The sequence below is a fragment of the Ruminococcus sp. BSD2780120874_150323_B10 genome (assembly GCF_015553695.1).
GTDB classification, from domain to species: Bacteria; Bacillota; Clostridia; order Oscillospirales; family Acutalibacteraceae; genus Ruminococcoides; species Ruminococcoides intestinale_A.
The window spans coordinates 56,452-68,573 of the sequence record NZ_JADNHD010000003.1 but is presented as its reverse complement, the minus strand read 5'-3'; the positions used below and the strand labels follow the sequence as shown (position 1 = coordinate 68,573).

Genomic DNA, 12,122 nt, shown 5'->3' with positions numbered 1-12,122 from the left:
GGTATTAGGGGCTGACCCCTAACAAGCGAATTTGGCTAACCAAATTCAGTGCTTGGTAAGACATCTCATTCTTCGCAGTCCTCCTCATACATACACTCACCGCACACGGGGCAGAAGTACGGACAGTCCGAACAATCCGTATTTTCCTGTAGTGTATTCTCGCCCGCACCGTCAAGACCGTCCTCGCTCTGCTCGGTAATATCGGCTTCGCCGCAGACAAAACCATCATCGGTAAAGTTGATAAGGTCGGTATCGAACAGGATAATTTTTGTCTTTTCCTTTGCCTGTTCGGGGCTTTCCGCATAGACGGAAACGGTCTTTCGGTAATGGGCAGTAAGGGTTACATCATACTTTTTCAATAGTTCATTCCTCGCTTTCAGCATTAAATTTTGATTTGGTTTCGGTGTCTTTCTGGGCAAAAACTGCTACACAATCAACGGACATCACTCCTTTCACGCTTAAGCTTTGGTCTTGCAATTTTCAGATAGGACAACAAAAAATCGTTGAAGTCCTTGCCGACAGGCGGAGGATCATCAACGATTTTGTAGTCTTTCTGCAACAGTTCCTTCAAAGTAGCGGTACAAAGCCTGCCTACCTTATCATTATCCAGATGCAGAACTATGGTCTTAATTTGTGGATTGGCACTCAAAAAAGTTGTGAGAGCTATGGGGATTTTGCTGTCCTTCATCTCTTTCTTTGGCTGATACACGCCCGATAAAGAAAGCAGATTTTCCGATTTATAGTCCTTTCCCTCACACTTTAGATAGGTGGCGTAGGACAGTAAATCAATGGCGGCTTCAAATAAATGCACGGTATCCGCAGGCTTCTTTGCCAGAAGTCGGAACGAATACTGCTTGTCGCTGCCCGATGCGTCCTGCTTGAAAGTGCTGCCGAGAGTGCCTCGCAGGGCAGCATATTTCGGTGTTCCGCTTTCATCTTTGCCGATAAAAACAGCATTGTGATAATCGGCACTCTCATAAAGCGTGCCGTCTGAGATACACTCCTGTATGAGCTGATAGTCAATACCACGCCCGAAAAGATACTGTATCACTCGGTTACAATCCTTATTTTTTGGCGGCAGGAGCAGGACTTTCGGTTTATCTTTCTTGGGAGCAGGGGGTGGCTTCCAGTCCGCCATCGTCTGTCCCGTGAGAATTTCCACGGCTTCTACGAAGTCATATTCCTTGACCTTGATGAGATAGTCGAGGGCAGAATAGCCGCCGAAACCTCTCGACCACCAATACCATTTGCCGTTGGAAATCTTTAAGCTGTCGTGTTCTGCTGTACAGTACACATTGCTTGTGCCTTTGACCTTAACGAGATTGCTCGGCTCAAACTCACGCAGATAGGATAACAGGTCAATCTGGCGTACCCGTTCAAGCACATCTGGGTCAATCTGCACGTAGGGTCGGTTAGTTCTCAATGGATAAAATCACCTCCAGAAATAGAAAAAGCCGAGGGGATTTCGTTAAATGAAAACCTCTCGGCTATGTAAAATATAGTTCTTTTAGAATGAAAAAAGCATCCCTTTTTCTGTTGCGATATTATAAATCCATTTGTTACCCGTAGGGCTTACCAAATTACTAATATTCGCAATTTCCTTAATTGTTTTTTCTACAAACTCTGAATTATGCAACTTATAATTTTTTGCAAAGCAATCGCAGCACTCCTGCATTTTTGCATCGGCAGGTGGAAAAAGAGCCATTGGAACATCTTTTGCATCTAAACGGCCCTTGATATTACCTCCCGATATTAGGCTTGCATTACCGTCACGCCCTTTACCTGCTATGAGAAAATAGAACGGCAAGGCTAATATAGCATCACAATTTGTATCGGCTACTCGCTTATAAAATGCTTTTATAATATCAAGTAAATCATCGGTAGTTAGGCAATCTTTATTTGTCGCCTTGTTCAAATCTATTGAAATAGCCTTTTCAATAGCTGCGTTACCTGCACTTGAAAAAGCTAAATGGTCATTTATCATAAGGACTTTGTCTAAATCATCTGACAAAGTTTTCCCGTCAATACTTGACCCTCGCTTATCGCCTGCAATAATTATACGGTTATTTTCTTTTATTCCAAAGATAACACTCACAAACTGTCACCTCCTTACTGATTTAAAAATCATACCACATTTTTATGAATTTTTCCACCTCTGCGGCTATGTAAAAGCGGCATCAGCTCCACGCCAATGCCGCCGTTCTCGGTTATAAAATTCCTGCCTTTTTGAGATACCCAACGCTGTCATAGCACCCTCTGAAATAGATTGCTTCCTGCTGCATATCGCTGAGCCTGTTCCGAAGCTCCAAAACTTCTATCAAAGCCTTACACTCCTGCTCGGATAAATCACTCGGCTTTTCCGTATCCAAAACTGCCATCACTTTGGGATACTCCTTGTAGAGTTCCTCTATCCTTTCCTCTGTGGAACGGTATTCTGGATTTTCTTTGGGCAGCTTTGCGATAACGGAGCTTAGATATTCAGCAAAGATGTTGCTATGCACATCAACAAAGGTTTCAAATCTGAAATTATCAAGCACACCTTTCACCTCCGATATTCTATAAATCTACACCTATTATACTTCCCAGAAATCAGCAATACAAATATGCAAACCGCATTATCTCTCCCGACTTGCACATTTTCTTTCGGGCTGTTCTTCTGCCTGCTCTGGCTCGGTATCCATAACGGAAGTATCTTTTTCATTCAGATTCAGCTCAATGTTAAGAGCGTTCAGCCGTTCTGTTTTTTCTTTCAGCTCATCTTCAAAGGCAAAGGGCTTCTTGATTTCCTCCTTTGCGGTTTCAAGCTGTGCGATAGTTTCCGCCTTTTTGGTCTTGGCAGCTTCCAGTCTGGCGGGGAGCTTTGACAGCTCGTTTTCAATTCGGGTCAGATTTCCGAGGGCATCAGCACCTAAATCTACCTTATGCTTTGCCTTTCCACAAAGGTTCATACAATAATGGGCGTTGACGGTATCATAATAAATCTCTATTCGGAAACCTCGATAGCTGCCGATTTCGGTAGCTGCGGACATCGGATAATCCTTGCAGATTGCAAGGAGCATCTCGCCTGCGTCTGCCTTTTCGGTGTAGGTCATACCTTTTAGGGTCATCGGGCAGAACTTATCCTCGCCCTGCGGCTTGTGCTGCTCGACAAGAGCCGCATCGTTTTCATAGCCTGCAATGCGTTCCTCATACTCTTTAATGGTCTGGGGATAGTATTTCAGCACTCTGTCCTCAAGGTCGTAATGCTCGGAAAGATAACTCTGCTTTAACACTCGGAGCTTGGAAACCTGTATATCCAAATCCATCTTTTCCTTAAAACGGGCATCACCTGTGGCAAGCATTTTAACCTCCGCAAAGGACAGGGCAACCTCGTCCACATCTTCGGCAGAGCGTACAGGGCTTTTGCTCGTCATTATCTGGCTGATAAATTTCTGCTTGCTCTCCACCAACTGATAGAGATAAGCATCAAAAGTCTGCTCGGTCACATATCGGTAAACCTCCACCTCTGGAAACATATTGCCCTGCCGTTCAATACGCCCCTGCCTTTGTTCAAGGTCGGAAGGACGCCACGGACAATCAAGGTTATGGATTGCTATGAGCCTGTCCTGCACATTCGTACCTGCTCCCATCTTAGGAGTAGAGCCGAACAGCACACGGACTTCGCCGCTTCTTACCTTGCCGAACAACTCTTTTTTCTGTGCATCGGTGGTCGCTTCGTGGATAAAGCGTATCTGCTCCGCAGGGATACCACGGGCTATCAGCTTCTCCCTCATATCGTCATAGACATTGAAAGTACCGTCATTTTTCGGGGTGGACAGGTCGCAGAACACAAGCTGTGTCGCTTTGGTATCGGCGTGTTCCTCCCAGATACGGTACACATTATCCACGCAGGCATTGACTTTACTTTCTGGGTCATCTGGCAGCATCGGGTCAATCATTCTCTGGTCAAGAGCCAGTTTTCTTCCATCATTGGTTATCTTGAGCATATTGTCAATGTTCGGCTCGACAAGCCTTGCCCTGACTTTCTCAGCCCGCTTCGCAAGGGAAGCTACCATTTCGGTCTGTATCTCACTCGGCTTAGTCTTAATATTGTGGTAATTGACCGTTGGCACAGGGAGCTTTAGCATATCGGCGGTCTGTATATCCGCCACCTCACGGAACATCTGCATCAGCTCTGGCAGGTTATAGAACTTGGCAAACCTTGTCTTGGCTCGGTAATTCGTGCCTTCGGGTGCTAATTCCAGAGCTGTAACCGTTTCTCCAAAGGTAGAAGCCCAACTGTCAAAATGCTGCAAACCGTTCTGTGCAAGAGTGTCATACTGCAAGTACCTCTGAACGGAGTACAGCTCAACCATTGAATTGCTAACAGGCGTACCCGTTGCGAAAACCGTGCCACGGTTGCCCGTGATTTCGTCCAGATAGCGGCATTTCATAAAGAGGTCGCTTGATTTCTGGGCTTCGGTCTGGGCGATACCGCCTACATTCCGCATCTTGGTGTAGAGGTACAAATTCTTATAAAAATGGCTCTCATCAATGAAAAGCCTGTCAACGCCGAGCTGTTCAAAGTCGATAACCGTATCCTTACGCTTGGTGTCGTTGAGTTTTTCGAGCTTCGTCTTGATTGCCTTTCGGGTTTTCATTAGCTGTTTGACCGTGAACTGCTCGCCTTTGGAAGCCTGCACATCGTCAATGCCATGCTCAATATCATCAAGCTGCTTTTCCAACTGCTCCCTCTGGCGTCCTATGCTCATCGGGATTTTTTCAAACTGCGAATGCCCGATAATGACTGCGTCATAGTCGCCTGTGGCAATCCTGCCGCAGAACTTCTTGCGGTTTCCCGTTTCAAAATCCCGCTTTGTTGTCACAAGTATATTTGCACTCGGATAGAGCCGCAGATACTCGGAAGCCCACTGACCGACAAGATGATTTGGCACAACAAACATGGATTTCTGGCATAAGCCGAGCCGTTTGTTTTCCTGTGCGGCGGCTACCATTTCAAAGGTTTTTCCTGCTCCCACCTTATGGGCAAGAAGCGTATTGCCGCCATAAAGGATATGGGCGATGGCGTTGACTTGATGTGGTCTTAGTGTGATTTCTGGACTGATACCTCCGAAAGTGATATGGCTTCCGTCATATTCACGGGGTCGCACAGAGTTAAAAGTGTCGTTGTAATAACGGACAAGGCGGTTTCGCCGTTCTGGGTCTTTCCATATCCAATCCTGAAACGCCTGCTTGATGACTTCCTGCTTCGCCTGTGCCGCCGTGGTTTCCTTTGCATTGAACACCGCTTTTTTATTGCCGTGTTCGTCATACACATAATCAAAGATACGGGTGTCACGCAGGTTTAAGGTGTCCTCAATAATACGATAGGCGGAAGCTCTTTTCGTACCATAGGTGCTGTCCGCCTTTACATTCCCCATATCGGAGCTTTTATTCTCTATGAACCAGTCTCCGTTTATCGGGGTGTATCGTACCTTTAATCTGCCTGCGGCATAACTTGACGGAGTTAAAAGCTCCATCACAAACCGCTGTATATCTTCCTGCGGTATCCAAGTTGCACCCAGACGGACAGAGATTTCCGCCGCCGAGAGGTCTTTGGGAATGACCTTTTCCAAGGCTTCCACATTAACTGCAAGCTCTGGGTCATTCTTCGCAGCAAGATCCGCAACCGTCAGCTTGTTTCGGACATTTCCTGACAGATACTCGTCTGCGGCTACATAGGAAACATGCTCACAGTTCGGTACTTTGAAGATAACACCTTGTAAATCCTGCACAAGCTCAGCCTGCGTTTTGCCTGTGAGCTGCTCCATATAAGGCAAATCAACACGGGCTTTCTCCCCGATAGAGAGGGCGAGGGCTTCGCTTGCAGTTTCAACCGAAGTTACTTCTCGGTGGGGTTTGATAGTCCGCTTTGTGAACATATCTGCCTTCCGTTTGAAGTTGCCCTCATCATCAAGCACCTCCAGAGAACATAGAAGGAAGTAGCTCTCATCTGAAGCAAAAGCAAGATAGTTTCCTCGGCTGTTGATTAGACCGTATTTTGCGGTATAAACATCATACAGACGGTTGAGGTTTTCCTGCTCGGTGCGTATCATTTCCTCTGGGTAATCATCGGTCTGATACTCTATGAGCTTACGCACACAGTCACGAATTTGGATAAGTCCCTTAATACGGTTTTCTGCGGTCATCGACACAGAAGCAGGTTGCATACGGTCATTCTCTCGGAAGTAAACCCTGCCGTCCACCAGAGTAAAAGAGAAGTTACGCACATTCGGGTCAGCAGGAACGGAAAGCTCCTGCTCATCGGAGATTTCATCAACCCTATTATCAAGCTCTGGGATTTCGCCGTTTATCCTCTGAACTGCATTGGACAGAAGCTCGGAAAGTGGTATATCCTTACGGGCTTTACAGACAGGCTCGAAAGTACCAAAGCGTGTGTTTTCCATCTTTATCTCGCCCAACACCATTTCGGGGTGTTCGACAAAATATCTGTTCATCGTAACACCGTTTTCGTCCGTATCAAGGTGTACCCAGTCTGGCTCTATATCCATCACTCGGTCACGCTTTTGCAGGATAAGAATATCGCTCGTGACCTCCGTGCCTGCGTTTGCCTTAAAGGTGTTGTCTGGCAGACGGATAGCACCTAAAAGCTCGGCTCTCTGGGCAATATACTTGCGTACCTCTGGACTTGCTTTATCCATCGTACCCTTTGAGGTAATGAACATCACAACGCCGCCGGCACGGACTTTATCCAGAGCCTTTGCGAAAAAGTAGTCGTGTATGAGAAATTTCTGGGCGTTGTATCGGCTGTCATTGACCCTTATCTCCCCAAAAGGCACATTACCGAGGACTACATCAAAATGGTCGTCTGGGAGATTTGTTTTCTCAAAGCCCTCAATGGCAATGTTCGCTTTTTGGTAGAGCTGCTTTGCAATCCTGCCTGTGAGAGAGTCGATTTCCACGCCGTGGAGCTTGCTGTTTTGCATACTTTCGGGAAGCAGACCAAAGAAATTGCCTGTGCCGCAGGACGGCTCCAAGATATTGCCCTGTGAAAAGCCCAGGCGGTCAAGTACGTCATACATCGCCTTGATAACAACAGGCGGCGTATAAAAAGCGGTCAGCGTTGACTCCATAGCGGCACGGTATTCCTCTGGGGAAAGGCTGGCATATAGCTCCTTAAACTCCTCCGCCCACGCCGCATTGTGTTCATCAAATGCCATAGAAAGACCGCCCCAACCGACATACCGAGACAGGACTTCCTGTTCTTCGGGTGTGGCAAGGCGGTTTTCAATTTCAAGCTCGTGCAGCAGGTTGATTGCCGCCATATTGTTACGGAATTTTTCTTTTGCTCCGCCGATACCGATGGCATCATCGGTAATACGGAAATTATGACGGTCTGTGGCAAGAGTTTCCGTTTTTTCTTCGGGTGGTAATTCGGTTTTTTCCTGTTCCAATAGCTTTTGGATATAGCCGATTTTCTCCACTCGGTTTATCGGAAAGCCCACATTGTTCTGGAATGTGATGTCACGCAGGGACACATCACCGCTGATTTTCCCGATGCTCTCAATGAGATATTTACGGTTATCTATGATGATTTCCCTGCCTATGAGGTCATCTGTGGATTGCTCCATTTCAATGACAGGAGCTTCTGAGCCATTCACTTTATCGGCATTCGCCTGTGGTTTTTCTTCGGCTTCCTCGGCTGTCCTGTACCAATCACTTTCGGTAGCCATAATCTCATCAAGCAGTTTTTCGTCCTCTGGTTTCAGCTCGGTGTGCTGTTCCAAGAATGGGATAAACTCATCTCTGCCACGGAGCAGGCTTTCTCGGTCATCTCCATATAGCTGTTCGCCCTTTGGCGATAAGGCATAATCGTAAAAATTCTTAATATGGGCAATTAAATCGCCCTCACCATCGCCAATATCAAACCGCCCTTCATAGTTAAATTCCTCGCCGCCGATAACAGCCTTGATAACAAAATCTGTCTTGTGATACCACCCGATATTTTTATCGCCCTCACGCTCACGGTGCTGTTTCTCGTCCAAAATACCAAGCAGCTTATTCCCCAGAGCAAAGCTCAAATCCGTATAGCGGTCATTAAGCTGTCTGTCATAAAAGGCAGGGTGTTCGGAAAAACCGATAGAAAACTGTATTCCGTCCTGCTTTTTCTCGGACGGTGCTTCTGTCCTCTGTTTCTCGGTTACGACCACTTTCAGATGGTCATTTGCAGGATTTTCCGTTAGCTTTTCTTCAAAGTCGGCTCGGCTGTATTCCTGCCCCAAGATAGGGAACTCGGCATTTTGCAGATAGACCTTTTCCTCGGTAAGTGTTGCAATCTCATATTTATCCGCACCGATATACACCACATCGCCCTCATTGTAGAGGTAGCAAAGTGGGTGCAGCTCCCTTAATTCCTCGGTAAACTTCCACCCATTACTGCGGCTGAAAACCGAGGTCGTTTTCCATTGTACCTGTGCAAGAAAGTCTATGAGCTGTTGAACGGTTGAGGGGTCGGATAAGTGCTGTTCCATTTGCTCGGCGGTAACATCTGCAAGGTCGCTTCGTTCCACAACAGATAACAGGTCTTTTTCGTACCTGTCCAAGTCACGGATAAAGTCAGATAGCCGCAAAGCAAGGGTATCCCGTTTGTCGGCAGGCGGCAGGTCACGATGGGCGTCGATAAAACGCTGCCTTGCTATTTTCCTCTGGGTGTCAATCTCATATTGAGGGGCTGACACGCTCTCCAGATAATCGGCATAATGGTCTTTTTCTTTCGGATTGAGATAGCGGTTATCCTTAATCAGCTCACGCAGACGCTTTTCAACCTGTGACCATTTTAACACAAGGTCGTGATTGGTATAAGTGCCGTTTCGGTCAATGGCAAGACCTTTGCTGTCATACCAAGAATGACCGCTGAAACCATCGGGGAAGATGTGCGTACCGCCGCCCGTTCCATACTCATTTTTAAGGAACTCAATATTTTTCTGTCTGTCCACGCCCTTTTGGAATTGGCGGTAGATGCGGTATTTTCCGTCCGCAACACCGCTGCCTTTCTGAAGTACGGAGTCAATATCTTCTTTGGAAATAGCAAAAGCAGAGGCTTTTTCGTCCTCTGCTTTTGCTATCATTTCGATTTGTTCATCTACGGTTGGAAGATTGACCCTAACCTCATCCTCTTTGGCAACGCTTACTTGTAAATCAGTTCGGTCAGTATCACTTCCTCCGCTTGGCTGCGGATGTTGTTCATCAGTCCGACCCACTGCATCGGTGCTTTCTCTTTCAGTTCCTCTGTCACGCCCTGCTCGGCTGAGAGCTGCTTCGTCAGAAGCTCCAACCTCTGGAGTGCTGTCTGCTCTACCTCGTGCAGATGCCCGTTCAGCCTGCCCGATGTCAGCAGATTGAGATAGGTCACTCGCTTGTGCTTCTCCAGATAATCCCTGTGCATCAAAGCGTACCTGCCAAGCGGAAGCTCTGGCTCTGTCGGTAATGTTAGGTCGGGAATAAGATAATCCCCCTGTCTGCTGTAAGTGATTTCGCTCATTGTATTCGCTCCTTTCGGGTTGTTGTCTGCCTTTATCATACTGAGCCTGCGTTTTTTGTGCAAAGGTGCGATTCTGGTCTTTTTCCGCTATTTGCACATTTCGGATAGACTGTGAGATTTCCCGTAACGCCATTTCCGCAATATCGCTCGTGGCAACGCCGATGGCGTTTATCGTTGCAGGGGTATTGAAATTTACAATATCCGCAAAATCCTCTCGGTCAAAAAACTCATTCGTATCCAGACCGCAGCGGCTGATCAGCATAAAAGCAACGCTGTTTGTTGCCAGCCGCCTGTAAATGACTTCTATATTAAAGTCGTCCAGTTCTTCCAAAAAGCTGTCTTTCGTGCAGTCCTTTAACTGAGAAAAATAGTCTTGCAGATTGTCCTCCACGGCGTTCTTTGCCGTTTCCATTAAGTCAGAAGCAAGGTCAGTGCTTTCCACATCTCCAAACCTGTCCGAGAGCCTTTCCATAACAGCCTGCTCGTATCGCTCATCCATCTGCCATATCGGAACAGGGCGGCTGCCATAATAGCCCTCGTGGGTGTCGGACACATCAAAATAGTATTTCAGCGTATTCCTGCGACCTTTCGGGTCAAATACGGCAATACCCTTGCTGTCCTTATTGACCCAACGCTTGAACTGCCTGTTCCAAGTTTCGAGCTTCGCAACAGCGACAGCATCGGGGCGTTGGGCGTATATTAAAAGCTGTTCGTCAAAACGGCATTTATAGTTGCGGCAGGCAGAGGACAGAAAGCCCTGCCACGCCTGCGGATTTTTTGCAACCGCAATGCCTGTACGCCGATACAGCTCTGTGATTAGCTGATACTTCGCAGCCATTCAACCTACACCTCCTTATCGTTTCTGTTTCAAATATTTCTGTTTACTCACTCAGCACCACCGCCAAGAAAAGAAATGACCTTGTTCGATTTAATGCTCTTTTGCAGGTCATTGATGAGAGTAATATCCCCAACCGTGATGCCCTGCATAGAAAGAATATCGTCCATAGTCATAGCGGCAATCGCTTTTTCATCGGTAAAGCCTGCTTCCAAGACCTTATTCAAGACCTTGACGGCTTTCTGATTAACAGCCATATTCTAAATCCTCCTTATCGTTCTAAATCCTTGTGCTTCGGTGTTTTCTGCGGCGTTTGTTCCGCAGGTTTCGGCTCATAGGTCGCCCCGTTTTTCTGCATACGCTCGGCAAACTCGCAGATGTGGTACAGATTGCTGCCGACTTCGGTATGGTATTCATCAATGAAGCGGCAGGGATACTCCCGTTTCTCTTCCCAAGAAGTCGTGACAATGACCTTTCCGCCGTCGGGGATACGGAACAGTTCTTTATATTGAGGGTCAATAAATCGGATACCTTGTTCTGCTTTCTGGATATGCTTATTAAGCCATTCCTTCACATAGCAATAGCAGTAAAAATTATAGTCGCCTTTGGTGGGATTGCACCGAAGCAGAAAAGCGTGTTTCTCCGTATCCACACGGAAACCGTACTCCGTACAATAGTTACCCTTGATAGCACTTTCGGGAAAATGCCTTGCAAACGCACTCATATCATAGCGGTTATGCAAAAGCCCTTTATCCTCCCGTAAAGCATTGATGACCGTATCAAGGTCTGCCTTAAATTCGTCAGATTTCCATTGTGGTCTGGTATCAAACCAAGTGGTGTAAAAGCCATAGCCCGTCGTGGCAAAGTCACCACGCAGATGCCCGATAGTGCCTGTCTGCCCCTCAAGCTGCATACTTTGGGCATAGGTGTATTTCTGTTCTGTCGGGGTTAAAGGTCTTGTCTTTATTTCATTACTCATTCGGCTGCTCCTTTCTTTCCTTTTTCTCTTTCTGCTCGTCTAAAATCTTGCGAATACAGACATCGCAGAAAATAACTGACCCATCCTTATATCGGGGATAAGGACAGGTCGTGCAGTCATATTTTATTTTATCGCTCACGGTCATCACCGTTTTTCTGCTTCTGGGCAGGCTGATTATAGGGCATACGGCACTCTGACTGGTATCGTTCATTCAGCTTTTGCCGTGCATCATCAAGCTCATTCGTGTAATAACCCCAGAAATAATTTGAGCCTCCCTTGCAGTACCAACACACATAAGGGTTGGGTGAGTTGGGATTGTGACCGATGACAAGCTCTGTACTCCCGATAGTACAGCTCTCAATGATTTCATAGTTCTGATTGGAGCGTTTTTCTTCGTCCATAAGCACCTCTCTATTCTTTGGCATAACGCCGATAGGCTTTCTCGCCCGTGGCTCTCATTTTTTGAACAGGGCGGCTCCCTACAAGCTCTGGATACCGTGCCTGCAGCTTGCGGCGTGTCCTGCTGACGCTCTCAAAGCTCGGCAGACCGAGATATTTGTGCTGCGTCATTATCTCCGCAAGCGGCATTGCTCCTGCATCCTTCAAACAAGCATTACAAAGTGCAAGATACAGTACCATATCGTCATTTCTGGCATCTTCATTCTTTTCCAGAACAGCCCTGACTTTCTTTTCAATGGTTTTTAGGTTTCTCATCTTTACCTCCATAAAGGAAAGGGCGGCATCTTTCAGCCGCCCAAACAACTTAC

At 46.8% G+C, this 12,122-nt stretch carries 11 protein-coding genes; all 11 read right to left on the bottom strand.

Annotated features, from left to right (window positions below; all coding sequences use genetic code 11):
• Window positions 1–65: 65 nt before the first annotated feature.
• Entirely contained in the window at window positions 66–359 is a 294-nt protein-coding gene (locus I2E21_RS02890) for a hypothetical protein (RefSeq protein WP_025577661.1), read from the bottom strand.
• 74 nt (window positions 360–433) lie between these two features.
• Window positions 434–1,423 (bottom strand): DUF3991 and TOPRIM domain-containing protein, encoded by a 990-nt coding sequence (locus I2E21_RS02885; RefSeq protein WP_025577659.1) that lies wholly within the window; start codon window positions 1,421–1,423, stop codon window positions 434–436.
• 84 nt (window positions 1,424–1,507) lie between these two features.
• A complete protein-coding gene (locus tag I2E21_RS02880; protein WP_015560128.1) occupies window positions 1,508–2,095 on the bottom strand; it encodes a proteasome subunit in 588 nt (195 codons plus the stop codon).
• A gap of 112 nt (window positions 2,096–2,207) precedes the next feature.
• The gene (locus tag I2E21_RS02875) at window positions 2,208–2,537 is read right to left on the bottom strand and encodes a DUF6664 family protein (RefSeq protein ID WP_025577656.1); all 330 of its coding nucleotides are present in this window, start codon (window positions 2,535–2,537) and stop codon (window positions 2,208–2,210) included.
• 78 nt (window positions 2,538–2,615) lie between these two features.
• Window positions 2,616–8,531: an LPD25 domain-containing protein gene (locus I2E21_RS02870; protein WP_242833534.1), complete on the bottom strand. Its 5,916-nt coding sequence runs from the start codon at window positions 8,529–8,531 to the stop codon at window positions 2,616–2,618.
• 656 nt (window positions 8,532–9,187) lie between these two features.
• Window positions 9,188–9,541, bottom strand: a complete 354-nt coding sequence (locus I2E21_RS12215; protein WP_081646569.1) for a TnpV protein — start codon at window positions 9,539–9,541, stop codon at window positions 9,188–9,190.
• A gap of 885 nt (window positions 9,542–10,426) precedes the next feature.
• Window positions 10,427–10,633, bottom strand: coding sequence for a hypothetical protein (locus I2E21_RS02865; RefSeq protein WP_025577652.1), 207 nt, complete (start codon window positions 10,631–10,633; stop codon window positions 10,427–10,429).
• A 14-nt stretch (window positions 10,634–10,647) separates the two neighbouring features.
• Complete coding sequence (locus I2E21_RS02860; RefSeq protein WP_044996211.1) at window positions 10,648–11,355, bottom strand: hypothetical protein; 708 nt, start codon at window positions 11,353–11,355, stop codon at window positions 10,648–10,650.
• A complete protein-coding gene (locus I2E21_RS02855) occupies window positions 11,348–11,494 on the bottom strand; it encodes a hypothetical protein (protein WP_226840188.1) in 147 nt (48 codons plus the stop codon). The genes I2E21_RS02860 and I2E21_RS02855 overlap by 8 nt, the downstream gene beginning before the upstream one ends.
• Window positions 11,484–11,780, bottom strand: coding sequence for a hypothetical protein (locus tag I2E21_RS02850; RefSeq protein WP_330575006.1), 297 nt, complete (start codon window positions 11,778–11,780; stop codon window positions 11,484–11,486). The genes I2E21_RS02855 and I2E21_RS02850 overlap by 11 nt, the downstream gene beginning before the upstream one ends.
• Complete coding sequence (locus I2E21_RS02845) at window positions 11,767–12,069, bottom strand: hypothetical protein (RefSeq protein WP_025577646.1); 303 nt, start codon at window positions 12,067–12,069, stop codon at window positions 11,767–11,769. Before I2E21_RS02845 ends, I2E21_RS02850 begins: the two co-directional genes overlap by 14 nt.
• Window positions 12,070–12,122: the final 53 nt, after the last annotated feature.

Excerpts from the sequence above, each read along its gene's own strand:
- I2E21_RS02870 (WP_242833534.1), bottom strand. The coding sequence starts at position 8,531 with ATGGAACAGCACTTATCCGACCCCTCAACCGTTCAACAGCTCATAGAC.
- I2E21_RS12215 (WP_081646569.1), bottom strand. The coding sequence starts at position 9,541 with ATGAGCGAAATCACTTACAGCAGACAGGGGGATTATCTTATTCCCGAC.
- I2E21_RS02865 (WP_025577652.1), bottom strand. The coding sequence starts at position 10,633 with ATGGCTGTTAATCAGAAAGCCGTCAAGGTCTTGAATAAGGTCTTGGAA.
- I2E21_RS02860 (WP_044996211.1), bottom strand. The coding sequence starts at position 11,355 with ATGAGTAATGAAATAAAGACAAGACCTTTAACCCCGACAGAACAGAAA.
- I2E21_RS02850 (WP_330575006.1), bottom strand. The coding sequence starts at position 11,780 with ATGCCAAAGAATAGAGAGGTGCTTATGGACGAAGAAAAACGCTCCAAT.
- I2E21_RS02845 (WP_025577646.1), bottom strand. The coding sequence starts at position 12,069 with ATGAGAAACCTAAAAACCATTGAAAAGAAAGTCAGGGCTGTTCTGGAA.